The sequence below is a fragment of the Pseudomonas khavaziana genome (genome assembly GCF_036704165.1).
Taxonomy (GTDB): Bacteria; Pseudomonadota; Gammaproteobacteria; order Pseudomonadales; family Pseudomonadaceae; genus Aquipseudomonas; species Aquipseudomonas khavaziana.
Map to the genome: position 1 here is coordinate 3,720,777 of NZ_CP129946.1, position 26,159 is coordinate 3,746,935.

A 26,159-nucleotide genomic window follows, 5' to 3' on the forward strand; every position below is an offset into this window, starting at 1 on the left:
TAGCTCCTAACGCAATGTCGATTTCGCGCGTCTGCCAACACGATATTTTTCTTGCTCGATTTCCATCCCAGCAAAGGAATTGCTCCATGCAATCGATCAGAAACAACCCTCGCATGTTTACTGCCACGCTACCCGCCGAACCTGCGCCGCCCCCCCTTGAGCCAAAGGTCGACCAGCCATCACTCGCCGGTCCGCAGCCCCGACGCTCGAACTTGCCGACACCGATACGCGCGCCCTCTACCCTCCAGAGCAGGCTCAGCGAAATGCCGGCGCTACCGGCCAACTCACCCGCCGAGGTGGTCGCCAGCCAGTTCGCCAGCCGGCCAACGGTGCGTTCAGTGGTTGCGGGCATGCTGGACGAGGCCCTCAAGCGCCATTACCCGACGCTGGACTTCAACAGCGCCAATACTTCCCTGGCGACCCGCCTGCCGACCGATTCGGTACAGTACAAACTGACGCCACTGCTGGACCTGGCCCTCGAGCACCTGGCAACCGGTAGCGACCTGGGCTTCACGGCGCAGAGTCGATGGGTCGAATCCCACTCCGCCAACCCCCTGAGCGTCGTCGATGCGAGCAACCGTAGCGAACCCCTGGATACGCGCATTGTCGAGCTGGCCATCCGTAGCCTGCGCCCCCACCTTGTGGACGCGTACGCAGAGGCCCTGACCCGGTTCTGGGGCCAGGATACCGCCAGCGCTACCAGCCACTGGCTTTGGCTCAGTGACAGTCTCAATGACACCGTACGCGTGGCGGGCCTGCAACAACCGGGCCTGAGCGCGGTGCAGCGCGAGACCCTCGACCAGATCGTACGTTACCCCGATAGTGCGCAGCGCCGACAAGTGATCGGCACCGACGCTGCGCAGGTCTTCATGGTGCAGACCACATTGAAACAGGCCGCTACCGCCACCGCCCTTCTGAACCCCGACCTGTTGATCACCCGCCAGGTCAACGGCCAGAACCTGATATTGCAGGTGACGCCCGCGGGTGTGGTGACGCCCCATGCCTCGATGGAGGCGTTCGCCGCGGCCCTGTCCAAGCAGCTCGAAGGGCAACTGAGCTTCGATCATCTGTCCTGGAAGCGCGTCGAGCCAGACGGCAATATTTTCGACACCCAGGCCGCTGTGATCCTCAATCGCCAGTTGCACAACCTGCAGGCCATCCACCTACCGGCGAGCATGCAGGTGGACGACCTCGAGCAACTGGTTTCCCAGGCCACCGACACGGCTGAGCTGTTCAACAGCCAGCCGAGCACAGCGCCAGGGAGGCTGGCGCAAATGAAGCGTAACCTGCCGGCGTGGCTTAACAACGCCAGCGCGGCCGAGCGGCTTGCCTACCAGCGCAACACCCTCGCCCTGGCCAGCAGCGTAGCGCGTCATCAGGGGCTAACCTTTCTCAACGATATCCCTGATATCCGCACGTATGCCGAACAACAGCTCAATGCCCAACTGGCCTCCAAGGACTATAGCGCAAGCGACCTGGAGATCACTTTCAAGGTTGCCGTCGGCACCCTTGCCGGCGGCTACATTGAGCCGATCAAGATGAGCCTGGTGGACATGGCCCTGGCTAACCTCGCCGGCCTGCCAAAAGGCAGCATGGATATTCGCCTGCGCGGGCAGCCGGTGACCGACACCCAGATGCCGCAGGAGCTCAAGGACCTGATCAGCACGGTCAACATCGGTGAGCGCTACCCCGCCCTGCTGAACCAGCGCCTGCTCAGCGACACCGCAGTCGCCCGGGGGCGCGCCGCATTGTTTGCCGAGCAGGTGCCGCTGCAACTGAACATGCAGGCCCTGGAACTCAAGCTCAAAGGTCAAGCCGGTATCACCGCGCAAGGCTACCGCTTTGTCGAGGCCGTAACCCGGCCTGGCACCGGCCCGCGCAGGGTCGACGAACAGGAGATAACTGTGCGCCCCCTGGCGTTCCTGCGCAAACCTGGCGCGACACCGGATGAGGTGGCCAATATGTTCCTGATCGAGCCACTGGACCCGGCCCGCGGCCCGCATCTGCTCTATCGCCCGATGCTCTCGCCGGCGCTGCTCGAGTTCACCAGCCGTGACGCGCTGTTGGCTGCCATCCAGGCACCGGGTGAGTTGCAACAGAGTATCCTGGCCTGGCTGCCCGACGACAAAGCCCGCGCGGTGTACGGCAATGGCGGTTTCAAGACGCCCCATGTCGCCCGCTACGGTGTGTTCAATGAGTTCGACGCCCCGCCGACTCCAGCCCCGACGGCATTGGCCTTCGACGATTTTGCTGCGGCCCGCACGCTCAGAAGCGACCTGCTCGACGGCAATCTGATGCAGTACCTGTACAACAGCAATGCCCAAAGCCTGGTGACCCTTGCCCAAGGCCAGTCCACCTCTGACGCCCAAAGCCGCTGGGCGCTGCACAAGGAATTGGGCTGGCTGTTGTTCAATACCCTGCTTCCGGTGCTGCGCGGCCCAGGGGCCATGGCCGGCTGGCTGCTGCAACTGGCCAGTGTTGAAAACGACATCAAGCACGCCACTGAGTCGGCCAATGCCGACACCACGCAGGCGATGGTGGACCTGCTGGTGAATGTCGCTACATTGTTGAGTCATTCCACGCCCAGCGAGGCCGCCGTGCGGCCCTTGGGCAAGGTGCCCTTTATCGAGCGTGCGCAAGTGTCGATCCCGCTGCGGCGCACTGACGACACTCCGCCGCCCACCCAGGTGCTGATCGAAGAAGACGCGCCTGCGCCCAGCGGGTTGCTCGACAGCAACCAGCCGTTCGACTTTGCCTTCTCCAGCCTGCGGGGCCTGAGCCCGGCCCAGCGCGCCTATATCAACACCTTCAGCGTGCCGGCACCGGCCCGCGAGGTCACACCGATTCAAAGTGGGAAGACCCAAGGTCTCTACCTTATCGACGACAAACTGCATGCTCATATCGATAACCACTGGTTCAGGGTGGCCAGGGATCTCGACGGCTTTTTTGTAATAGATGAGCACGACAAGGCGCGCACCGGTCCATCCTTGAAGCACGACGGCCAGGGTCATTGGCAGTTCGATATTGCTCCTCGGCTCAAGGGCGGCATGCCCGTCAGTGACCGGATACAAACCACCCTCGAGGGAAACGCCACTCAGGGTGAAGCCATGCTTAAAAGCTTCGCGTCCCACAGGCAGCGTGTGCTGCCCATGGAGGTACTCATGATGAGTGCCCGGGAGCGTCTTCAGCAAACCGAGCAGAGCCTGAAAAAGTCAGATAAAACCCTCAGAACGCTCTGGGGCCTGGTCAACAGCAGTGGGCGCGGCGCTGACTTCACCGATCGCTACCAGCAGGAGCTGAGCAACAACCGCAACCTGACCGCATTGCTACGCCAGCGCCTGGATGACTATCAACGCTACGCCAGCTTCACGATTGATGGCCGCAAAGACGCGATCCAGGCAGTACGCAGCGATAACCCCGCCATGGATCTGGAAGTGTTCAGAGAAGTGCGTGGTGGCGAATACCGGGCAATCGCCGAAATCCTGCGCTCGATCTATGTCGATCATTTGTACGACGCCGATGAGTTTACCCATGCCCCCTCGGGTGAACCGATGGCCGCCCTGGCAGACAGGGTCCGCGCCAATCAGCCGGGGGCCTACGCTGAAATGGTGGAAGCCATGAGCCTGCGCGAGATGCGCCTGGCCCGCTTGATGAAGGCGGGCAACGCCTATGAAGCGTTTCTCGATGAATGGAAAAACGACTCGCCGGTCAACAAGAAACAGGCAGAGATCTTTATCAGGAGCACTCAACAACCACCGGCAGATCTGCTGCTGACGAGCCGGCTGGAGCAACTGAGCACGCTGCGCGAGTTGAGCATCGACCGTATGGTCCCGACTAACGCTCCCGAGAAAAGGTTCTTCCTTGATCGCTTCAACCGTGCCGAGCTCAATGCGGTGTCCATGTCCCACATCGAGTTGCAGCAGCACGAGGGCTATACCGCCGACGAACGTATCGCGGTACTCAGCAACTTGATCGACAGATACCAGGCCGAGCTGCGCAACACCCAGGCCCTACAGGACATCAGCCCCGAAAGCGTCAGGCCGGTTTATGGCGAGTTCTTCGTTCAATGCCTGCAAAACGTCATCACCCAGGCCCAGGCTGAACTGGCCGACCTGATCCGCGAAGAACAACACCTGCCACCTTTGGTGCTCCGCCGGGAAGATCGGGCACGCAAGTCGGCCAGCAAGCGAGTCTTCAAGACCCGCGACAAGCAGACCTTGGTCGGCACCCTGCGCGACAAGCAACCTGGGGAGACGGTGCCGATCATCGACGTACTTGACCCCCAGAGCGGCCAGGCACTGAGGACCTACAGCTGGCATCAGGACGAAGGCGAATGGGTGCAGGTGGTCAAGCCAGTAGCGCTCAAACCAACTTCGGTACCCGCGCCTAAACCTTTGTCGGCGTATATCGGTACGGCGCGCAAGTTGATGGATGAGCAGGCGCCCATCGAACGCTCGATTCAATTCCAGAAAAGGAAGCTCGATGACCCGGCGCAACGGGAATCCGTCAACCCCCAGGACTGGAGCGACATGCTCGAAGCCCAGGCGGATCGTCTTGAGCAGGTGGCACGGGAAGCGCAGGCCAATCACAAGGCCGATAGCCAAACCGCAACCCTGGTAGAGCAATGGCGCAACGCGGTGGAACACATGCGCCAGCAGGCTATTGCCCACCGGTGCGATGGGTATCTACGCCAGGCGCCGCGACCGGAGAATATCGATTACCTGTGGACCCATGGCCGCGTTGATATCGGCCTGGTCAAGCGCCACAAACCCCTCAAGGGCGGCGACTTTCTCACCGAGTACGCGATACGCGATAAAAACGGACTCAAGGACTTGTGGTATGCGCACTTCCATTACCCCAAGGCAAACTCGCCCGTGGAAAACTACAGCGCTGCGCACTTGAAGATTCCGGAGCAGCGCTACCTGACCCAAAAGGACCTGGTGCGCCAGGCCGGCCAGGATAACTCGTCAATCGACCGCATCCTACGGACCCAGATCAAGCCACCGCTGGATCAGAAACTGTTCCTGAAGCTATAACCCTGGCGCTGCAGGAGCAAGTCTGCTCGCTCCTGCAGCACGAGCCTTGACGGGGCTCAGTGAGCAAACAACGAATTGCCCTTCTGCCCCGCCAGCTTCTCCGGCTTGATCAGGAACCGCGCCAGGGCCGGCAGCAGCCACAGTGCGCCGAACATGTTCCACAGCAGCATGAAGGTCAGCATCAGGCCCATGTCGGCCTGGAACTTGATGGCCGAGAAGATCCAGGTGCATACACCGATGGCCAGGCACAAGCCGGTGAACAGCACGGCCTTGCCGGTGGATTTCAACGTCTGGTAGTACGCCTCTTGCAGCGGAAGACCGGCACGCAGGAAACTTTCCAGGCGACTGTAGATATAGATGCCGTAGTCCACGCCAATCCCCACGCCCAGGGCCACCACCGGCAAGGTCGCGACCTTCACGCCGATGCCCATGAACGCCATCAGCGCGTTGCCCAGTACCGACGTCAATACCAGCGGCAGCACGATGCACAGGGTCGCCGCCCAGGAACGGAAGGTGATCATGCACATGGTCGCCACGCACAGGTACACCAGGATCAGGATGATCAACTCCGACTCCTTGATCACCTCATTGGTGGCCGCTTCGATCCCGGCATTGCCGGCGGCGAGGATAAACTCCAGGCCGTCCTTGTTGTTCTCCTTGGCGAAGTCCTGCACCGCATGCACGGCGCGGTCGAGGGTTTCGGCTTTGTGATCGTTGAGGAACACCAGCACCGGCGCCAGGGAGCAATTGTTGTTGTACAGACCATCGGCGCGGGCGATGGAGTTATTGAGCACGTCCGGGTTACGCGACAGGGTTTCCCATTTCAGGTTGCCTTCGTTCATACCCTTGATCATCTGCTTGGACACGGTCACCAACGAGATTGCTGACTGCACGCCCTCGGTGTTCTGCATCTTCCACATCAACTGGTCGATGGGCGCCATGGCTTCATAGCGCGAGCATCCTTCGGACTTGGTCTTGACCATCACCACCAGCACGTCGGAACTGGTGGAGTAATTGCTGATGATGAAGTTGTTGTCTTTGTTGTAGCGCGAGTCCGGGCGCAGTTCCGGGGCACCTTGGTCAAGGTCGCCGATCTTCAGGTTCTGGCTGTACCAGAGACCGCCGCCAAAGGCGATCAGGGCGAGGAAGATCGAGACCGGCGCGACTTTAGGGCTGGCGAACTTGGACAGCAGCCGCCAGAAACGGTGTTCGCGGTGCGCGTCCTTTTTACTGCGCTCAATCGCGCGCTTGCTGATACCCACGTAGGAGATCGCCACCGGCAGCAGGATCAGGTTGGTAAACACGATCACTGCCACACCGATGGAAGCCCCAATGGCCAGCTCGCGGATCACGCCGATATCGATGATCAGCAGCGTGATAAAACCGACAGCGTCGGCGAGGATCGCAATCATTCCCGGCAGAAACAACTGGCGGAAAGTACGCCGTGCGGCGGTCAGGGCGTTATCGGCGTCACTGGATTGCAGGGCGATGCCGTTGATCTTCTGCACGCCGTGGGAAATACCGATGGCGAAGATCAGGAACGGCACCAGCATTGAGTATGGGTCCAACCCGAAGCCGACCGCGTGCATCAAGCCCAACTGCCAGACCACCGCCACCAGGGTGGTAATCAACACGGCGATGGTGCTGCGGATGCACCAAGTGAACCAGTAGAGCAGCACCAGGGTGATCATGAAGGCGATGCCAAAGAACAGCACCACCATGATCAAGCCATCGATCAAGTCGCCGACTTTCTTGGCGAAACCGACAATGTGGATTTTTACATTAGGGTTTTGCGCCTCGAACTTGTTGCGGATCTTGTCCTCAAGTTCATGGGAAAACTTCTGGTAGTCCAAGGCCAGCAACTTGCCCTGGTCCTGCGGGTCCGGGTAGGACTCCAGCAGCGGGATATCGACGATACTCGACTTAAAGTCGTTGGCCACCAGACGCCCGACCTGACCGGACTTGAGCACGTTGTTACGCAGCTGGTCGAGGCTTTGCGGCGAGCCGTTGTAGCTCTGCGGGATCACTTCGCCACCGGCAAAACCTTCTTCGGTCACTTCGGTCCAGCGCACGCTGGGGCTCCACAATGATTTGAGGCCCGAACGATCGACGCCGGAGATGTAGAAGACCTCGTCGTTGATCTGCCGCAGGGTCTCCATGTACTCCTTAGTGAAGATGTCGCCGTCCTTGGCCTCCACCGAGATACGCACGGTATTGCCCAGGTTGGCCAGGTCGTTGCGGTGCTCCATCATCTTTTCGATGAAGGGGTGCTTGAGGGGGATCATCTTTTCAAAGCTGGTGGACGGGCGAATCAAGGTCGCCTGCCAGAACAGGAACACGCTCACCAGCAGGCAGATGACGATCACCGCCGGGCGATTGTTGAAGATCAGGCGCTCAAGAAAGGTCGCTTTATCGTTGTGATGGCTGCTCATGCGTTCCCCGCCCTTATTATTGTTTTACGAGTTCGGCGCCAGCGGGCGTAGCGACACGAACGCCACCCTGCCCGACCAGAATCAAGTTGCCGTTGCCTGCGGCCGTGACCGCCGAGAGTGAAATCCGGTCCGGGCGATTGAATACGCTGAACGTCTGGCCATCGTCATGACTGACCACCACGCTGCCGCCGTTGCCGACGACGACAATGGAGCCATCATCGAGCAAGGTCGCCCCAGACAAGCCGAACTCCAACGCACCGCGTGTGGCATTGAGCTCGACCTGATCCCAGGTGCTGCCAAAATCGGTAGAGCGGTACAGGTTGCCGCGCAAACCATAAGCCAGCAGAGTCTGCGGTTGCGCCGTGCTGATCACGCCAAACAGCGAACCCTCATAGGGGCCTTCGAGTTTTTCCCAAGTCTGGCCGTCGTCGCTGGAGCGGAACATGCTGCCTTGCTCGCCGACGATGAACAGGCCGGCGTCCTTGATCGAAGCAATGGCGTTGAGGTGGAACTGGTCTTCGTTATCGAGACGGTCACTGACGTCGTTCCAGGACGTGCCGCCGTCGGTGGTTTCGATCAGCGCACCATAGGCGCCCACGGCGAGACCATGGTTGGCATCGTTGAACCACACATCGAGCAACGGCGCTTCGCGCTTGAGGTCTTGGTATTGCTGGGCCCAGGTGGCGCCGCCATCGGCACTGGCAAGGATTTGCGCATCATGGCCGACGGCCCAACCACGTTGGTCGTCGACGAAAAACACCGCCGTGAGCAGTTGCCGGGTGGGCACCTTGGCTTGAGTCCAGGTGCTGCCCTGATCATCGGAATAGAGAATATGCCCGCGATCACCGACCGCCACCAGACGTTTGCCTGCGTGGGCTACGTCGATCATCAAGCCTTTGGCAGCCTTGGGTGATTCAATCGCCGAGACCGCGGCGGCGGTGGCATCGCTGGCGGCCAGCACCGGCGTCGACAACACGGCACCGGCAAGCAGCGAGAGCGCTGTGGCCAGCAACGCAACCCTGCGCGCGGCACGTGGGCGGCAAACAACCCAACCCATGACAGGCTCACTCATAGACCTTTCTCCCATTTATTATTGTTAGGTCGTCTCATCTTCCAGGGCCGTGAAACCTGCAATCTAGAGCGCCTGGAGTAAGCAGGGGCCATCCTATCGGGCTTTGGAATCGTCTGACAATCAGCGCTGCGTTATCTTTTGTTAACTGACGGCATTTGGCCAGGGGTGAATATGGCTTTATCAGCAGAAATGATGAGCCCAAGGCGCGTGGCCCACTTGCTGACGAGCAATGAATTTTTATTCCACCTATTGAATTAAACGAATATTTATTCCATTAATAGCCTTCCTGAAAACAATAATCCAAAGGACCACGGCTATGCGTGAACTCGGAATCGGCTTGATCGGTACAGGCTTCATGGGCCGCGCCCACGCGCTGGCGTTCAATAACGCGCGGGCGGTGTTTGAACTGCCGGTGCACCTGAAGCTGGTCGCCTTGGCCGATGCCGACACCGAGCGCGCCCAGCGCTGTGCCACGGCTTGGGGCTTTGCCCAGGCTCATGGCAACTGGCAAGCACTGATCGACGACCCCAAGGTCGACGTCGTAGCCATCACCACGCCCAACCATTTGCACTATCCCATGGCCATGGCCGCCATCGCGGCGGGCAAGGCGGTGTATTGCGAGAAACCTCTGGCCGTCAGCCTCGAGCAAGCCGACGCCATGCGCCGCGCCGCCAGTGCCGCCGGGGTAGTGACGCGAGTCGGCTACAACTACCAGCACAACCCGATGATCGTGCTGGCAAAGCAAATGATTGCCAAGGGCGACCTCGGCGAGATCATCAGCTTCCAGGGTGAATTCAGCGAGGACTTCATGGCCGACCCGGCTTCACCGTGGTCGTGGCGTTGTGCAGTCGAACACGCCGGTGGTGCCCTGGCCGATCTGGGCAGCCATCTGCTGTCGATGGCGCGCTATCTGGTCGGTGATGTGGTCAGTGTGTGTGCCGATACCCAGACCGTGCATGCCCAACGCCCCGCTACCCAAGGAAACCGCGATTTGAAACCGATTGCCGTGGATGACCAGGTGCATGCCCTGCTGCGCTTTGCCAACGGTGCCCGCGGCACGGTAAGCAGCAGCTGGCTCAAGCACGGCTACAAGAATCACCTGAGTTTTGAGATCAGCGGGACCCAGGGCACCTTGGCGTTCGACCAGGAACGCTTGAATGAACTGCGCCTGTACCGCATCGGCCAGGACGGTTTCCAGCGCGTACTGGCAGGCCCCGCCCTGCCCGGTTATGCGGCATTCAGCCCTGCCGCGGGGCATCAACTGGGCTACAACGAATTGAAGACCTTGGAGGTGCAGGAGTTGATCATGGCCATGGCCGGCCAGGGTGCGGATGGAACGGACTTTGAAGCGGCGTGGGCAGTCGAGAGGCTGGCGACGGCGATTCGTACGGCGGCTCGCGAAGAACGCTGGGTCAAGGTCAACGAACTGTAGAGCACGCTGATCCACGCCGATCTGCCGATTAAACGCCGCCCTCGCCTACGGGGTCGGCGTGCACTGTCCGGCCTATCCATCAGTGTGTTCGCAGGGATGGAGCGCTGCCCCTCACTAAACTCAAGTAAAAACCTGTTGGATCGCACTTAAACCAGTAACTTTTCCCAACTTTAAATAGCTTCATCTGCCTTCAAAAAAACACACTTCATACACTCCAATACAAATACACCAACCTTTAAGAAACCCCCTCATCTTTAATCACACACCGACATAAATGCTTCCTGGCCCTCTGTTAAAAAACACGCCATTTTACCTCGGCCCCAACACTCAGATACCTCTTGTGTGCTCATACAAATTAAATACCTCCCGGACATAAACATGCCAAGTACCGTATCTCACGCACCTATGCACCTGCACCGACAAATTCAACCCCCTGCTGGCGACTCCCCACTACCAGGGTCGCTCTCTGTATCAGACAAAGCCGCCCAGCAACTGACCCGCGACAACTTTAAATTAAAGGACAAGAATGGCGATGGCCAATTATCCGTTTCTTACAAGTTCTTCGACGCCACAGACCCGCAAACAGCCTGGCTCAAGGGCGGTGGTGCACTTGAATTCAGCCAGGCCAGAAAGAAAGCGTTCAGGAGCGCGATCAAGGCTTGGGAAGACGTGGTCAAGGTCAAGTTCACCGAAAACGCCAAGCATGCAGATGCATTTTTTGTCCTTCACGCCAACAATGGGGTCGGCGGGTACGCAACCCTGCCAAATGACCAGGGAACGGCAAATATAGGCATCGGGGTAGGCAACAGGAACTCTCCCCCTCATTCGTCGATGATTCATGAACTTGGTCATAGCCTGGGATTACAACATCCCAACCAGAACTATCCCGAAAACAGCCAAACGCACACTGCCATGAGTTACAAAAACAAATGGTGGCGCCCCGCCGACGAGCGCGGCGTGAGTGTTTCGGATAGCAACTTGACCCCGGCCATGCACGATATCGCAGCCGTTCAACGCTTATACGAGCCCAATTACGAAACTCGAAAAGGAAATACAACTTATGGTTTCAACTCCAACACTGAGCGTGACCACTATACGTTGACCTCCGCCGACGAGTTGACCAACTTTTGTGTCTGGGATGGGGGTGGCGAAGATACCTTGGATTTTTCCGGTTTCAAGCAAAATCAAAAGATCAACCTGGGCGCCGAGACACTCTCGGATGTGGGCGGTCGCCTGGGCAACGTCTCCATCGCCAAGGGCGTGGTCATGGAAAATGCCATCGGCGGCTCCGGGCACGATGTGTTGATTGGCAATCACGTCAACAACCGCATGACGGGAGGTGCAGGAGGCGACACGCTGACCGGGGGTGGAGGCGCAGATACCTTTGTCTATAACCGGGCCAGCGACTCACCGGCTGAAAACCCGGATACGCTCACGGACTTCACAAGCGGTATCGACAAGATCGATCTATCTGGGTTGTTGAAAAAAGCGGGCCTCCAGACTCCTCAACTCGTTGACCAACACACGGGGCGCAAAGGTGAACTGACGCTGGACTACGATGCAAACATCAAGCTGTACAGGCTGATTCTAAATGTGAATGGCGACCCTGGATCCGCGCTGGTGATCCTGAGCAAAAGCCCGATAAAACCTGGCGATATCTTGACAGGGGCTACGCCCGATATACCCGTTACACCAGATGCGACGGTTACACCTGTCGTGCCACCTCAGCCAGAACCAGAACCTGCACCCATTCCGCCCCCCAAGCCAACCCCTGCCCCGCCGCCCCCTGTCACGCCTCCACCTTCAGGCTGCGATACGGCTGACACCGTCTACGGCTTCAACGCCAATACCGACCGGCGTGAAACCAGCCTCTCGTCGCCCACAGACCAACCGGTTTTCAGCGTGCACGACCTAAAGGGTAATGACACTCTGGACTTTTCCGGTTTCGCGCAAGCCCAGCGAATCAACCTGGCGCCGAATTCGCGCTCCAGCGTCGGTGGCTTGACTGACAATGTGTACATCACACCCGACACCCTCATCGAAAATGCCATTGGCGGCAAAGGCAACGACCGTATTGCCGGAAACAGCGGCGATAACGTATTGATCGGCGGGGGCGGAGCCGACCACCTGGCCGGTAATGGTGGCTTCAACACGTTCACCTACCAGGCCGCCAGCGACTCCACGCGCGACAACCCGGACTTGCTCATGGACTTCACCACGGGCCAAGACAAGATCGACTTGAGCAGTCTGAGTAAAAACACACAGGTCACTTTCAACCACGTCAGTCAATACAGCGGGCGACCGGGCGATACCCTTCTGACCTTCAACCCGAACACCCACCGGTACTTCCTCGCCATTGATCTGACGGGTGATTGCAAGACTGACTTTCTGATCAAAAGCACTCGGCCGATCTACAGCGAGGATGTCATTGGCCTCAACATTCGGGATGATGGTTACCTCTGACCGTTGCTGGCAACGTCGATAGTGTCAGCGCAACGCCCGCCGCAGTACCTTGCCGACAGTCGTCTTGGGCAGTTCGGTACTGCGAAATTCCACATACCGCGGCACCTTGTACCCCGTCAGGTATTCCCGGCAGTGCGCGAGGATCTGCTCCGGGGTCAGGTTCGGGTCCTTGCGCACTACGATGATCTTGACCTTTTCCCCGCTCACCGCATCTTCCACGCCAATGGCGGCCACTTCGCTGACACCCGGGTGCATCGCCACCACATCCTCGATTTCATTGGGGTACACGTTAAAACCCGAGACCAGGATCATGTCCTTCTTGCGGTCCACCAGGCGGATATAGCCGCGGGCATCCATCACTCCGATATCACCGGTGGACAGCCAGCCCTCGGCGTCCAGCACCTCGGCGGTTTCCTTCGGGCGTTGCCAGTAGCCCTGCATCACCTGCGGGCCGCGTACTTGCAGTTCGCCTTGCTCGCCGATATCCGCCAGCTCGCCGTCTTCGCGCATAAAGCGCACCCAGGTCGATGGCAGCGGCACACCGATGCTGCCGGTGAATTCCATCTCGCGCATGCGTGAAATATCGATGGGGCTGATGCTCACCACCGGCGAACATTCGGTCAGCCCGTAACCCTCGACGATCGGCAGCCCGGTGACTTCTTTCCAGCGCTTGGCCACAGCGGTGTGGGTGGCCATGCCACCGGCGATCACCAGGCGCAGGTCGGAAAAGTCCCTTGCGCAGAACTCCTTGTTCTCCAGCAAGCCGTTGAACAGCGTGTTGACCCCGGCAATCCCGTTGAAGCGCTCTTTGCGCAGGATCATCTGCACGCGCTTCACGTCCCGCGGGTTGGCGATCAGGATATTGCGCCCGCCCAGGCACATGAACATCAGGCAGTTCACCGTCAGGGAAAAGATGTGATACAGCGGCAGCAGGGTCACGTTGGTTTCCTGCTTGTGCTGGTCCAGTTGGTCGCCGACCCAGGCCTTGGCTTGCAACAGGTTGGCGATGATATTGCGATGGCTGAGCATCACCCCCTTGGCATCGCCGGTGGTGCCGCCGGTATATTGCAAAAAGGCGAGTTCGTCGCGATCCAGGGTGACCGGCAGATGATTCATCGCCCTGCCCTGTTTCATCACCTGATTGAAACGCAGCGCGCCGGGCAGCTTGAAGGCTGGCACCTGTTTCTGCACACGCCGCAGGATGAAGTTCATCGCCGTGCCCTTGAAGGTGCCCAATAAATCACCGATCGCCGCGACCACCACGCGCTTGACGCTGCTGCCTGCCATGGCTTTTTCCAGGGTGTGGGCAAAATTCTCGAAGATCACCACGGTCTCGGCGCCGCTGTCCTTGAGCAGATGCTTGAGTTCATGGGCGGTGTACAACGGGTTGACGTTGACCACCACCGCCCCGGCCAGGATCGTACCCAACAGGCAGATAGGGTACTGCAAGCAGTTGGGCATCATCAGCGCCACGCGGTCGCCCTTCTTCACGCCCTGGCCCTGCAGCCAGGCCGCAAACGCAATACCCTGGACCTGCCAGTCGGCGTAAGTCATTTCGGTGCCGATGCTGACGTAGGCGACCCGCTCGCGGAATTTTTCCAGGTGCTCCAGGAACACTTCGCGCAATGACGGGTAGTCTTCGATCCCGGCATCGATGTCGGCCGGAACGCCGGGCAGGTAAGCGTTCAACCAGATGCGTTCGCTGTGTTCCAGGCTGATAGCGTTCATGGCAGTGTCCTTATTGTTGTTTTTGACAGCGTTACTTTTCGACGATCGCGGTGATGCCCAACCCGCCCGCCGCACAGATCGAGATCAGGCCGCGACCACCACCGCGTTCATGGATCGCCTTGGCCAGTGCCGCCAGTTGCCGGCCACCGGTGGCGGCAAAGGGGTGGCCGCAGCCCAGTGAGCCGCCGTTGACGTTCATCTTGCTGCGGTCGATGGCGCCCAGGGGAGCGTCCAAGCCCAAGCGCTCGCGGCAATACTCGGGGTCTTCCCAGGCCTTGAGCGTACACAACACCTGGGCGGCAAAGGCTTCGTGGATCTCGAATAAATCGAAGTCGGCAAAACTCAAGCCCTCGCGCTCAAGCATGCGCGGTACGGCGTACGCTGGCGCCATCAGCAGGCCCTCGGTGCCATCGACAAAATTCACCGCCGCCGTCTCACCCGTGCGCAAATAAGCCAGCACCGGCCAGCCGTTGGCGCTGGCCCATTCTTCACTGGCGAGCAGCACCACCGAGGCGCCGTCGGTCAGCGGCGTGGAGTTGCCGGCGGTGAGTGTGCCGTTGTGCCGGTCGAATGCCGGCGACAGGCCCGCGAGTTTTTCCAGGCTGATATCGGCGCGCAGGTTGTTGTCTCGGGCCAGACCGCGATGGGGGCTGATCAGGTCGTCGAAGAAGCCGCGTTTGTACGCCGCATCGAGGCGCTGGTGACTGGTGAGGGTCAGTTCGTCCTGGGCCAGGCGTTTGATTTGCCAGCGCTTAGCCATTTCCTCGCAGTGCTCGCCCATGGACAAGCCGGTGCGCGGCTCGCCGTTACGCGGCAGCAACGGCTTGAACAACATCGATGGACGCACTTTCAGCAATGTCTTGAGCTTGTCGCCCATGCCTTTGGCCCGATTGGCGGCAAGCAAGGTATGGCGCAAGGTTTCGTTGATACCGATAGGCGCATCGGAGGTGGTGTCGGCGCCGCCGGCAATCCCGACCTCGATCTGGCCGAGGGCGATTTTATTCGCCACCAACAGCGCCGCTTCAAGCCCTGTGCCACAGGCTTGTTGCACATCATAGGCCGGGGTCTGCGGCGACAGCGTGGTGGACAACAACGACTCACGGGCCAGGTTGAAATCCCTCGAATGCTTGACCACCGCCCCGGCGGCAAACTCGCCCAGGCGTTGGCCGTGCAGGTTGTAGCGGTCTACCAGACCTTGCAGGGCGGCGACCAATAAATCCTGGTTGCTGTCGTGGGCGTACACCGTGTTGGAGCGGGCAAACGGGATGCGGTTGCCGCCGATGATCGCCACGCGGCGGGTCGGGGCCGGGTTGAAGCTGTAGTCACTCATGCCTGGCTCTCTTTCCAAATGAATAGCCCGCGCATGTGGGGTTTGTCCCCAGCAAAATTGCGCACTTCGAACTCACGCCGTGGGCCGGTCACCGGGTGGTTCCACAAGGCGACCTGGCCGGGCAGGAAGATCGGCAACTTGAAATCGCAATGGGCCTGGGCCTGATCCAGGCCACCGGGTGGTTGTTGCGCCGCCAATGCGCGCCCCAGGGTCCACATGCCATGGGCGATGGCACGCCGGAAACCGAAGAGCCTGGCGCCGATGACCGAGGTGTGAATCGGATTGAAGTCCCCCGATACCTTGGCAAAACGTCGCCCCAGATCAGCCGGCAATACCCAGCGTTGGGTGCGCAACAAACCGTCTTCCTGCAGCGGCAAAGGGTCACTCCAGGGTTCACCCACGGGGTTGTCAACGTCGCGACGCAGGTACAGGCTGTCGCTTTCCCACACCAGGGCGTCAGCACCGTAGGCGCGGGTGGCGATACTCAGCGCCTGCCCCTTTGGATGGGCGACCCAGCGCTCGCAATACACCTCCAGGCGCAACGCCTGGCCTTCGTGCAGGCGTTGGTGCTGGCGAATGCGATTGGCCAGGTGCACCATGCCGCTGGCCGGGTACGGGAAGCTTGGCCGGGTCAGCAGCATCAAATGCAGTGGGAATGCCAATATATGGGGGTAGGACAGTGGCACGCCCTGTTCACGCCGAAAGCCACAGGCCCGGGCGTAAGCGGCGATACCTGCGGGCGACAGCTCCACCGCCGAGCGCACCAGTCGCGCCGTGGGCAACGACGGCGCGCCGTCGAGCTTGGGCTTGCGCAAGGCGCGCATGCCATCGAGCAACAACTGCGTGCGCGAGGGCGCTGGGTCGATAATCTGCGTCACGTAATCCATCGACTCAGGCTCCCAACAGGCTTTGGCCACACACCCGCACCACCTGGCCATTGACCCCGCCGGACGCGGGATGGGCCAGCCAGGCGATGGTCTCGGCCACGTCAATCGGCTGCCCGCCCTGGGACAACGAGTTCATGCGTCGCCCCGCTTCGCGGATCATCAGCGGGATTTTTGCGGTCATCTGGGTTTCGATAAACCCGGGGGCCACCGCATTCACCGTGACCTGCCGAGCCGCCGCACGCGGCGCCAGGCCCTGCACCAGGCCTATCACCCCGGCCTTGGAGGTGGCGTAGTTGCTTTGCCCGAGGTTGCCGGCGATACCGGAAATCGACGACACGCACACGATACGCCCACCCGGGTTCAAGCCCTGGCTGTCGAGCAAGGCCTCACTGAGCTGCAACGGCGCTTCGAGATTGACTGCCAATACACTGCGCCACGCAGCTTCGGTCATCTTGGCGATGGTCTTGTCGCGGGTGATGCCGGCGTTGTGCACCACCACGTCAAAGGCGCCGTATTGACTGACGTGGGCTTGCAACAGCGCAGCAGTGTCGGCGGCAGTGATGTCCAGGGGCAAGGCCGAACCTGCGACACTGGCGGCGGCCTGCTGCAACGCATCCTGGGCCTGGGGCACATCCACGCACACCACATGGGCGCCGTCCCGCGCCAGCACCTGGGCGATGGCCAGCCCGATGCCCCGGGAGGCGCCGGTGACCAAGGCACGTCGACCGGCGAAGGGTTTGTCCCAATTGACGGCAGTGTTGCCATCGACCGGTGTTTGCAGGCGCACCACCTGCCCCGATACATAGGCCGAACAGCGCGACAGGAAGAAGCGCAGGCTGCTGTCCAATGCCTCCTCGGCACCTGGCGCCACGTAGAGCAACTGCACGGTGATCGCCCGGCGCAGTTCCTTGGCCAGTGAACGTACCAAGCCTTCAAGAGCGCGCTGGGCGACGGCCTGGGGCAAGTCCTTGCAATGTTCCGGCGCGGTGCCGAGTACCACCACCCGGCCATGTTGGCCGAAGCGCTTGGCGTTGGCATGGAAGAACACGTAGAGCTCATCCAGCTGTTGCAGATCGGCGATGTCACTGGCGTCGAACACCGCGCCTTGCACCTTAACGGTAGACGGCGCCTTGAGGGTCGCCGGGGTGGCGGCAACGGTGTCGGTGGCGCTGAAAATGCGCTGCACCGATGCCACCAGGCGCCCGGCCCCGGCGATGATCACCGGGTTGGCCAGCCCGGCCTGGCCACCGCGATGGCGTTGCAGCGGCAAAGGCTGCGGCAGGCCGACAGCCTGGGCCAGACGACGGCCCCAGGGGGAATTGACGAATGAAAGGTAGTAGTCACTCATAGAGGGTTCCACTCACAACACTGATCCTGGTCCTAACGCCTGTAGGAGCGAGCTTGCTCGCGAAAAACTCACAGGCGCCACGTTTATTCAAGAAACCCGCGTTATCGTTGACGTTTTTCGCGAGCAAGCTCGCTCCTACATTTGGTCACTGTTTCTGTTAGTTGACCGGCGCGTTTTCGCTTTGATTGCTGCGACGCTTGGCGGTCGGCTCCACCGCCTGCTTACGCTGCTGCAAGGCCTCCAGCAAACCAAAATCCTGGGGAAAGTCATCGACCTGGATGCCGTGGTCGGCGTACTCCACATAGCGCGCCAGCAAGGTGTCTTCGTCGTCGCTGATCAAGTCCAGTGCCCGCGCCTTGACGCGCCAGACGGTGAAAGCCATGGCCGAGATCGGCAGCGGCTCGAGCAGGCCTTGCTTGATGGCGGGTTTGAGCCGAGCCTCGATCAATTCCACCTGGGGCAACAGACGGAAACCCAGTTCGCCATAGGCCAGCTTGTCGATTTCCGGGCGCGGGATATAGGAATTGGCCAGCAAACGATCGCGGGTTTCCCCCGGGGTCTGCACCACATCCGCCACCTGGGCCAGCAGCCGATCCGAGGGTTTGCGCAGTGGAATGCCCAGCGGAAAGCTCAAGCCACGCATCACCGCCGCAGCGGGTTTCGAGGGGTAGTTATCGAGCACTTCGGCCAAGGCTTCATGGGCGCGCAGCAATGCATCCTGGGCCGCCCAATGCACCAGCGGTATGTCGGCCTGGGGCTGGCCATCATCCTCAAAACGCTTGAGCACGCAGGACAGGATGTACAGCTGCGAGAGAATATCCCCCAGGCGCCCGGTGATGCTTTCCTTACGCTTGAGGGCACCGCCCAACACGCCCATGGAAATGTCCGAGATCAACGCCAGCACCACCGACAGCCGATTGGCCTGACGGTAGTAGGACGCCAGCGCCGGGTCGGTCTTGGCCGGCGCCGAAATCAGCCGCCCGCCAGTCAGCGCATGCACCGCTGCGCGTACGGTGTTGGCCAGTACAAAACTCACATGGCCGAACATCGCGCTGTCGAACTCTTCCAGCGCCTTGCGCCGATCCGGGTTGCGCGCCGCTTCCATCTCGCGAAACACGTAGGGATGGCAACGAATCAAGCCCTGGCCAAAGATGATCAGGCAGCGGGTCATGATGTTGGCGCCTTCCACCGTAATGGCGATGGGGCTTTGCTGGTAGGCGCGGGCAAGGAAGTTATTGGGGCCCATGCAGATGCCTTTGCCGGCGACGATATCCATGCCGTCGTTGACGATGATCCGCGCACGCTCAGTGACGTGGTACTTGGCGATGGCCGAGATTACCGACGGTTTCTCGCCGGCATCCAGGGACGCCACCGACACCTTGCGCACCGCATCGCAGGCATACAAATGCCCGGCCATGCGTGCCAACGGTGCCTGCACCCCTTCAAACTTGCCGATGGGCAGGCCGAACTGCTTGCGCATCGCCGCATAGGCGCTGGTACCACGCACCGCGACTTTACCCAGGCCGACGTTGGCCGATGGCAGGGAAATCGCCCGCCCCGCCGCCAGGCATTCCATCAACATGCGCCAGCCGTTGCCGATCTGCTCGCGGCCGCCGATTACCCATTCCAACGGAATGAAAACATCCTTGCCGGTGGTAGGACCATTCTGGAACACCGCGTTCAGCGGCCAGTGGCGGCGACCGCTGTTCACACCTGGGTGGGATGTGGGGATCAGCGCGCAGGTAATACCCAGTGAACCGGGCGCGCCGAGCAAGCCGTCCGGGTCTTCGGCGCGGAACGCCAGGCCCAGCACCGTGGCAATCGGGCCGAGAGTGATGTAGCGCTTGTCCCAGGTCACTTTGAAACCCAGCACTTGCTCGCCTTCGTGCAGGCCTTTACAGACGATGCCCAAGTCTGGAATCGCGCCCGCATCGGAGCCGGCATAGGGGCTGGTCAGGGCAAAACACGGGATGTCTTCGCCCCTGGCCAGGCGCGGCAGGTAGTAATTGCGCTGGGCGTCGGTGCCGTAATGCAGCAGCAGTTCAGCCGGGCCCAGGGAGTTGGGCACCATCACCGAAATCGCCGCCGCCGAGCAGCGGGTCGACAGCTTCATCACTACCTGGGAGTGGGCGTAATGGGAGAACCCTTTGCCGCCGTACTGCTTGGGAATGATCATGCCGAGGAACCCGGCATCCTTGGTGTACTGCCAGCATTCGGGCGACATGTCTTGCCAGACCTGGGTGGTTTCCCAGTCATTGGCGATGTCGCACAGGTTTTCCACCTCGTTGTCGAGGAAGGCTTGCTCCTCGGCACTCAGGCTGGCCGGCGCGGCTTGCAGTAGGCGCTGCCAGTTAGGCTTGCCGCTGAACAGCTCCGCATCCCACCACACAGTGCCCGACTCGATGGCCGCACGCTCGGTATCAGACATCGCCGGCATGATTGTACGAAACAGGCCCAGGGCCTTGCTGGTCAGCAGGGCGCGGCGCAGGGGTTTGATCGCCAGCACCAAGGCCGGCAACACCACCAGCACGGCTGCGATAGCAGTGCCCAGGCCGGCCACTGCATTGAACAGGTAGCCAACCGCCAGCCAGATTAGCCCAGCGCCGAGCCACAGGGTGGCGGTGGCTTGTCGATACGCCAGGGCAATCGCTGCGGCGAAACCCACCAATAACCAGATAAGCATGGGGATACCTCTACTTGATTCGGGGTGCGGCCAATACACAGGCAGGTCGAAATGAGCTGCGGCGTAAACCCACACTACAAACTTGAAAGACCAAATTCAAATTTTGTTTTGAAATTTTTATTTAGTTCTTCGGCGAAAAAATAGCGGCTGAACACGTCAGCCTTGTAAGTACGACCTTATCGGGTCAAACAGGGTCGCCTGCGCGACCCCGCTGCCAGCAGGTGTTCAACTGGCTCTACGCTCCTAATGAATCAGAACGCATAAGTGGCTGAAAGGCTGACAACTTCGCCTTTGGCGTCCGCTTTACCATCCAGCGTGGCTCCGCCCAGACGATCCTGGTTATGAGTTCTGAGCTTGGCTTTCTCAACGAATTGCCGCGAGTAAGCACCATCGACACTCAAGCCTGGAATAGCGCGAATGTTGTAGCCAAAGCCCAGCGAAGCGAACACCCTGTCACCGTCAGGAATACGTGGGTCACGCGTGGAATTGCGCGTGGGCGTCTGGTCGGTTGCGACCCCAGCGCGAAAGGTAAAGTCGTCGGTAAATTTGTAGTCGCCGCCGAGTGACACCATCCAGGCGTCCTTGTAGTTATAGGGAATCGACACAATCTGCGTGCCGTCAGATTTCAACGTCAGCGATTTGAACGATGACCACTGGGTCCAGGTGACGCTGGCGCCCAGCGTGAGGCGATCATTGAACTGGTGTACCCAGTCGACGGAGGCGTTTGCCGGTACGTCCAATTGCGTGGACGCGTTGGCGCCGTTAACGTTGAGGTCCAACCCCGGATAAGCCAGCGCAGGCAGGCCACCTTCTATCAGCGACTTATTCGCCTCGTCGGCATAAATACTGTATTTACCTTCCAGTTTGTTCTTGATTTTCGCGTGGTAATTCAAGCCCAGGGTATCGAACTCAGTGGGTTTCCAAACCACGCCGGCAAACCAGCCGACCGAGGTGTTGTCCACCTTGACCCGCATCAACGATGAGCCCACGCCTGAGGGGAACGCAATACCGATCTCCGGCGACAACGCCGCGGCCGCATACAGGTCGAGGTTCTGGCTTACGAAACCCTTGGTGTGCTGGACAATTGCCCCCGCCCCCAAGGAAAACTCATCATTGACCTTGAACGATAACGACCCGGTTACCCCAACGGTTTCAATGCGCGTATCGACCGCAAAGTCCCGACCAATCCAGTCGTCATCCCAGGTCGTGCGCGCCCCCATCGGTACTACTTGGCTTAATCCGAAGGCAAAACGGTCATTGATAGGCATCACCATGAAGCCGGTTGGCAACCATGCTGTGAAGCCGCCCTGCCCACCATCTCCTGTGCGAGGTGTAGAACTCAAATCTGTCGGATCAACCGCAGCAGGCGCATTACCTGCGTAGTCTTTTGCCGTGCCTTTATATTTAATGTTGATACGTGCGTAATCGACAGTGAACTGAGAAATGTTGCGATCGATAAATGCCATTGCAGCTGGGTTGTTATAAGCCGCCGAAGGGTCGTTCTGGAACAATGAGCCGCCACCGAAGGCGCGCCCCCATCCTGGAGCACCAAAGGTCGGTGTCGCAAAACCGCCAGCCTCAGCGTGTCCCGTTGCCGTGATCAGGCCGCCGAGGATTGCCAGGCTCAACAGTGTGCGCGCCTGCTGTTTCTTATTATTCATGCTCCACTCCTTATTGTTTTTATCCTCCAAGATCGGTTGTCCCGACCTGGCCTGCTGCAACCAGCGCCTCTTACGAGGCGCTAGTATTTTTCAACGCGTGATCATCACGTCAAACCTTCAAGACCCTTATGGGGTAACGGTAAAGGCCGGGCTTGGTGTAGCGGTCAGAGCGGTAATTTTGCAGGAGCCAACTGTTTGTGCGCTTGGTACGGTCAGGGTATTGGTGGAGTTTTTAAAGCCGACATTGATGGTCACCGGTGAAGCGGAGCAGTTATTCAGGATTTTGAAATTCACACCCGAAACCGTACCGTTGAAGGCATCAGGACCACCACTTGCCACGTTCAATGTCCATGGCAAGCCCAGCAACTGAGGAACACCACACAGTGCGTTGGAACCGCTGACTTGTGCGCCGGTAATCGAGGCACTCGAACCATCACCTGCTACGGAGCCGGTAAATACAATGTTGCACGTCACCGGCAGGTTCAATGAGGCGGGCGACGTCACAGTGATGGAGCCCGCGGTGGTGAATCCGGTACCGGCAGGCGCAATAGTTGCCGCATTCGCCATCGAAGCAGCGCCAAAGCACAGAGCAAACGAAGTTGCACAAACGAGGGTTTTCAAGCTTTTCATTGTTTTTCCTCACATGTAATGGCGATTCATTTCGCCAGGGGTAATGGCCATGATCGAGAGGTCACGGTGAAACTGCAGAACTTCCCTTTCCAGCCAAATTTCAATGCATCTACCGCTACAACAGTCGAAACGCTTTATTCGACAACTTTGAAGTTGGCCGGCATCTTGATCGACACCGTGTTGATCTTGCAGTCTTCGCCAATAGGCACATCGGCAGCTTCCAACTTGCCGGTGGCGTTATCCCACGTACCGTCGGCCGTCGAAGGCCCACACTTGCCGCCCAGGCCAAAGGCGTGCACATCCACGCTGATCTTCGACATCGAGCCACTTTTGGTATCTTTGGCGACCAGCACCCAGGGCAGGTTAATTGCTTCAACGCGGCTGCATTTGAGGCCGCCGTCGAATTCGACTTTATCGACATTCACTGATGAACCATCGGCAGCGACCTTGCCTGCCACCTTGATGGTGCAGTCGGCGCTGATCAGCTTGCCCTTGGAAAAACTGATAGGCCCCTGGGCAGTGAAGGCACTGCCGGCGGGTTCGATACGGGCAGCCTGGGCCTGGTGATAGACAATCAGGCCCATCGCGGCCAGCACGATGTGGGCGGTGAACTTGGCAGAACTTTGCATGGTGGACGTCCTTCCCTTAAATTATTTTTGTAGGGTCAAACCACGTTCTTGCAATTGAAACTGGGGGCGATAAGGACCTGCGCGATACACAGATCCCGAGTAAGCCCTGACTGCTTACTTCATCTCAAAACGGCTTCGCGCTGTTGCTGTATTTCTCCAGATACTTCAAGCGTTGTGACGGTTGAAGATTGGTCAGGCTGATATCCCCGGCATAGTGATTGAGTACGCGATGATCCATGCGCCGCCGCCACAAGTACGGCACATAGGCCCAGACAATCATGCTCGCGTAGCCATAGGGCAGTTGCGGTGATTCATCGAAGTGACGCAACGACTGATAACTGCGCGTCGGGTTGGCATGGTGATCGGAGTGCCGCTGAAGTTGGAACAGAAAGATATTGGTGACAATCCGATTACTGTTCCATGAATGGCGCGGCGAGCAGCGTTCATAACGACCGTTGGGCAACTTCTGGCGCTTGAGCCCGTAGTGCTCGACATAGTTCACCACTTCCAGCAACGAGAACCCGTAGATACCCTGGATGATCAGGAACGGAATCACCGCCGCGCCCAGCCAGGCAATCATCGCGCCCCACAACACCACGCTGTACATCCAGGCACTGAGTACTGCGTTTTTCCAGTGCAAGGCCGGTAGGCCGAGTTTGCGCAGGCGTTCGCGCTCCAGGTTCCAGGCCGACACGGCGCTGAACCACACCGAGCGCGGCAGGAACGCCCAGAAACTCTCACCCAGCCGCGAGCTGGCCGGATCCTCCGGGGTGGCAACCCGTACGTGATGGCCGCGGTTGTGTTCGGTGTAGAAGTGCCCGTAGAACGTCGGCGCCAGGGTGACCTTGGCCAGGAACACTTCCAGGGGCTTGGGCTTGTGCCCCAGTTCATGGGCGGTGTTAATTGCGATGCCGGTGGCGGCGCCGGTGGACATCGCCATGCCCAAGTAGGTGAACACACTGATTTCGCCGTGCAACTCGGTACGGGCTGTGATGAATGCTGCGGTCCTTGCCAGCCAGCTTGAGGGCTCCAGCGCGGCAGTGGCGTGCAGCAGGCCGCCGTTGATGATCCAGTCGATGCCGCCAGCGGCCAGCCAGCCGGTGATGACCACTGAGGCGATCACAAACAGCACGCCGGTGTAGACGATCCAGCGGTAGTAGCTTTGGGATTCGAGATTGCTGACGGCCGATTCAGGTGGATTGCTGACGTCTTCGCCGAGCAGGCCATCGATCAACGGGATCAAGCCGAAGATCACCAGCACGCCGACCCACCAGAGTTGCTGCACGCCGGTGCCGATTGCCAGGGCGCCGGAAAGTAGCGGAGTTGCGAGGGGCATGATGCCCAGCCACCACAGGTGGCGCTTGCCGTCCGTCCAGACTTGCGAGGTTGCCAGGGCCTGATTCATGGCAACCTCCACACGCATTCACTGAATGCTCGGGCAGCTGAGAGGTTCACGGAGCGCTGACAGCTCCGAGACATTGACCATGCGATAAAAGGCGTTTTTTTCATTATTTTATTCGCTCTTAGGCATTTCAAAAATAATTTCAAATTACACATTGAAATAATTTTTTTAAATAAATAGCGCGGAATCGTTAGGTCGTCAACTAGTTTCTCCAGCCCTTTCTTCCGTGACCGAGCAGTCTCTTTTTCAGCCGCGTGGTCAGGTGTCTAGGGCAGGCATCAACGCCGTTGAACCGCGAGTCGGGTCGCACACTTATTTGCTCGCCAGGGCCACGGGTGGCTGCAACTGCCTGACGTTTTCGCCGGTTCGAACGCGCTTGGCAACCTGCTCTACCAGCGCCGCCACTCGCTGCGTCGCGGTGATCGGCAACATGTGCCCACGGCCTTCCACCACCTGCATTTTCAATCCTGGCACCTTGCTCGCCAGGGCCTGGCCGTGTTTCTGGAAGTCGAGCACCTGGTCTTGCGCGCCATAGATCAGCCCGATAGGCAGCGTCAGCTGCGGGTAGCGCTTGACCATGTCCGGCAGGTGATCGTTGACGCGGTTGATCTCGGTGGAGGCGGCGTAGAAGTTGTCGGGGCGCATGCCCAGCAACCCGCCGCCACGGGTGGCAAAGTCCGGCGGCGCAGCATCGGGAGCGAATACCCCCCTGACCACCGCGTCCTTGGTCAGCAGGCCAACGGGCATGGTCAACGTGTGGGCCATCCAGCGGCGCAACCAGGCCGGGCGTACCGCCAAAGACAGGAACACCAGCGGCAACATGCGTTGGGGATGGGTCAAGGGCGCCACCAGCACCAATCCGGACACCGCATGGGGATGGTCCAGGGCCAGCGCCAAGGCAATCGCGCCGCCCAGGGAATGCCCCAGGACCAGCGACTTATCCAAATCGAGTGTGTTGATGAAGGCGGCAATTTGACGGGCCTGGGCCGGCAGGTCTGGCGCCGTACCACGGCGCCGGGTGGAATAGCCCGAACCCGGTCGGTCGAGGGTGATCACGCGAAAATGTTCACGCAGTTGGCCGGACAAGGCATACGTCAGGTTGCGACTGTTGCCCATCAGCCCGTGGATCATCACCAGCGGTGGGCCCTTGCCCTCTTCGACATAATGAAAGCGCTCGCCCTGTACCTCGACGAAGCGCCCGTTGCTCGGAACGGCCGCTTCAATGCGCCGCGTCATCCAGGCACTCAAGCCCCATAACGCCGCGCTGGCGCCCACCAGCACACCCGCAGCCACTACCCATTCGACAGCCATAGCTCGGTCCTCTGCTTCCCTGCGGCTGGCGACCCGACCGGAATTGATCAAGGCCTCAGCCATCGTCCACACCCTGGACCTGGACTTGATGCATGGCGTGCTCGCCCGTCGGACA

The 26,159-nt window shown here is 59.9% G+C and carries 15 protein-coding genes; 3 read left to right on the forward strand and 12 right to left on the reverse strand.

The window, feature by feature from the left end; translation table 11 throughout:
* Positions 1-86 precede the first annotated feature (86 nt).
* Complete coding sequence (locus QYQ93_RS16445; RefSeq protein WP_338475056.1) at positions 87-5,036, forward strand: hypothetical protein; 4,950 nt, start codon at positions 87-89, stop codon at positions 5,034-5,036.
* 56 nt (positions 5,037-5,092) lie between these two features.
* Here QYQ93_RS16445 and QYQ93_RS16450 read toward each other — a convergent pair whose 3' ends face one another.
* Together QYQ93_RS16450 and QYQ93_RS16455 are read right to left on the reverse strand one after the other, a co-directional pair.
* Positions 5,093-7,468: an efflux RND transporter permease subunit gene (locus tag QYQ93_RS16450; protein WP_217882742.1), complete on the reverse strand. Its 2,376-nt coding sequence runs from the start codon at positions 7,466-7,468 to the stop codon at positions 5,093-5,095.
* 16 nt (positions 7,469-7,484) lie between these two features.
* Positions 7,485-8,525 carry a WD40/YVTN/BNR-like repeat-containing protein gene (locus QYQ93_RS16455; protein WP_043050888.1) on the reverse strand — a complete coding sequence of 347 codons (1,041 nt, stop codon included), beginning with the start codon at positions 8,523-8,525 and terminating at the stop codon, positions 7,485-7,487.
* Positions 8,526-8,856: 331 nt separating this feature from the next.
* Here QYQ93_RS16455 and QYQ93_RS16460 point away from each other — a divergent pair, with 331 nt between their 5' ends.
* Complete coding sequence (locus QYQ93_RS16460) at positions 8,857-9,972, forward strand: Gfo/Idh/MocA family oxidoreductase (protein WP_338475057.1); 1,116 nt, start codon at positions 8,857-8,859, stop codon at positions 9,970-9,972.
* Positions 9,973-10,350: 378 nt separating this feature from the next.
* Positions 10,351-12,435, forward strand: coding sequence for a M10 family metallopeptidase C-terminal domain-containing protein (locus QYQ93_RS16465; protein ID WP_338475058.1), 2,085 nt, complete (start codon positions 10,351-10,353; stop codon positions 12,433-12,435).
* A 24-nt stretch (positions 12,436-12,459) separates the two neighbouring features.
* On the opposite strand, the gene QYQ93_RS16470 is transcribed toward QYQ93_RS16465, so the two are convergent.
* The 10 genes from QYQ93_RS16470 to QYQ93_RS16515 form a co-directional block, all read right to left on the reverse strand.
* Positions 12,460-14,163 (reverse strand): AMP-binding protein, encoded by a 1,704-nt coding sequence (locus QYQ93_RS16470; protein WP_338475059.1) that lies wholly within the window; start codon positions 14,161-14,163, stop codon positions 12,460-12,462.
* A 31-nt stretch (positions 14,164-14,194) separates the two neighbouring features.
* A complete protein-coding gene (locus QYQ93_RS16475; protein WP_043050884.1) occupies positions 14,195-15,493 on the reverse strand; it encodes an acetyl-CoA C-acetyltransferase in 1,299 nt (432 codons plus the stop codon).
* Entirely contained in the window at positions 15,490-16,380 is an 891-nt protein-coding gene (locus tag QYQ93_RS16480; protein ID WP_338475060.1) for a MaoC/PaaZ C-terminal domain-containing protein, read from the reverse strand. Before QYQ93_RS16480 ends, QYQ93_RS16475 begins: the two co-directional genes overlap by 4 nt.
* Before the next feature lie 4 nt (positions 16,381-16,384).
* The gene (locus QYQ93_RS16485; protein WP_338475061.1) at positions 16,385-17,728 is read right to left on the reverse strand and encodes a 3-oxoacyl-ACP reductase; all 1,344 of its coding nucleotides are present in this window, start codon (positions 17,726-17,728) and stop codon (positions 16,385-16,387) included.
* A 157-nt stretch (positions 17,729-17,885) separates the two neighbouring features.
* On the reverse strand, positions 17,886-20,411 hold the full coding sequence (locus tag QYQ93_RS16490) for an acyl-CoA dehydrogenase (protein ID WP_338475062.1): 2,526 nt from the start codon (positions 20,409-20,411) through the stop codon (positions 17,886-17,888).
* 251 nt (positions 20,412-20,662) lie between these two features.
* Complete coding sequence (locus QYQ93_RS16495; protein ID WP_043050880.1) at positions 20,663-22,072, reverse strand: outer membrane protein transport protein; 1,410 nt, start codon at positions 22,070-22,072, stop codon at positions 20,663-20,665.
* Positions 22,073-22,198: 126 nt separating this feature from the next.
* A complete protein-coding gene (gene praB, locus QYQ93_RS16500; protein ID WP_164486650.1) occupies positions 22,199-22,702 on the reverse strand; it encodes an alkane oxidation protein activator PraB in 504 nt (167 codons plus the stop codon).
* Between the two features lie 134 nt (positions 22,703-22,836).
* Positions 22,837-23,331, reverse strand: coding sequence for an alkane oxidation protein activator PraA (praA, locus tag QYQ93_RS16505; RefSeq protein ID WP_043050877.1), 495 nt, complete (start codon positions 23,329-23,331; stop codon positions 22,837-22,839).
* 124 nt (positions 23,332-23,455) lie between these two features.
* The gene (locus QYQ93_RS16510) at positions 23,456-24,736 is read right to left on the reverse strand and encodes an alkane 1-monooxygenase (RefSeq protein WP_338475063.1); all 1,281 of its coding nucleotides are present in this window, start codon (positions 24,734-24,736) and stop codon (positions 23,456-23,458) included.
* Between the two features lie 309 nt (positions 24,737-25,045).
* Positions 25,046-26,044 carry an alpha/beta hydrolase gene (locus tag QYQ93_RS16515; protein WP_338475064.1) on the reverse strand — a complete coding sequence of 333 codons (999 nt, stop codon included), beginning with the start codon at positions 26,042-26,044 and terminating at the stop codon, positions 25,046-25,048.
* Between the last annotated feature and the right edge of the window lie 115 nt (positions 26,045-26,159).

Coding starts and splice junctions, on each gene's coding strand:
- praA (WP_043050877.1), bottom strand. CDS start 23,331: ATGCAAAGTTCTGCCAAGTTCACCGCCCACATCGTGCTGGCCGCGATG.
- QYQ93_RS16490 (WP_338475062.1), bottom strand. CDS start 20,411: ATGCTTATCTGGTTATTGGTGGGTTTCGCCGCAGCGATTGCCCTGGCG.
- QYQ93_RS16480 (WP_338475060.1), bottom strand. CDS start 16,380: ATGGATTACGTGACGCAGATTATCGACCCAGCGCCCTCGCGCACGCAG.
- QYQ93_RS16515 (WP_338475064.1), bottom strand. CDS start 26,044: ATGGCTGTCGAATGGGTAGTGGCTGCGGGTGTGCTGGTGGGCGCCAGC.
- QYQ93_RS16455 (WP_043050888.1), bottom strand. CDS start 8,525: ATGGGTTGGGTTGTTTGCCGCCCACGTGCCGCGCGCAGGGTTGCGTTG.
- QYQ93_RS16465 (WP_338475058.1), top strand. CDS start 10,351: ATGCCAAGTACCGTATCTCACGCACCTATGCACCTGCACCGACAAATT.
- QYQ93_RS16460 (WP_338475057.1), top strand. CDS start 8,857: ATGCGTGAACTCGGAATCGGCTTGATCGGTACAGGCTTCATGGGCCGC.
- QYQ93_RS16495 (WP_043050880.1), bottom strand. CDS start 22,072: ATGAATAATAAGAAACAGCAGGCGCGCACACTGTTGAGCCTGGCAATC.
- QYQ93_RS16470 (WP_338475059.1), bottom strand. CDS start 14,163: ATGAACGCTATCAGCCTGGAACACAGCGAACGCATCTGGTTGAACGCT.
- QYQ93_RS16475 (WP_043050884.1), bottom strand. CDS start 15,493: ATGAGTGACTACAGCTTCAACCCGGCCCCGACCCGCCGCGTGGCGATC.
- QYQ93_RS16485 (WP_338475061.1), bottom strand. CDS start 17,728: ATGAGTGACTACTACCTTTCATTCGTCAATTCCCCCTGGGGCCGTCGT.
- QYQ93_RS16445 (WP_338475056.1), top strand. CDS start 87: ATGCAATCGATCAGAAACAACCCTCGCATGTTTACTGCCACGCTACCC.
- QYQ93_RS16510 (WP_338475063.1), bottom strand. CDS start 24,736: ATGAATCAGGCCCTGGCAACCTCGCAAGTCTGGACGGACGGCAAGCGC.
- QYQ93_RS16450 (WP_217882742.1), bottom strand. CDS start 7,468: ATGAGCAGCCATCACAACGATAAAGCGACCTTTCTTGAGCGCCTGATC.
- praB (WP_164486650.1), bottom strand. CDS start 22,702: ATGAAAAGCTTGAAAACCCTCGTTTGTGCAACTTCGTTTGCTCTGTGC.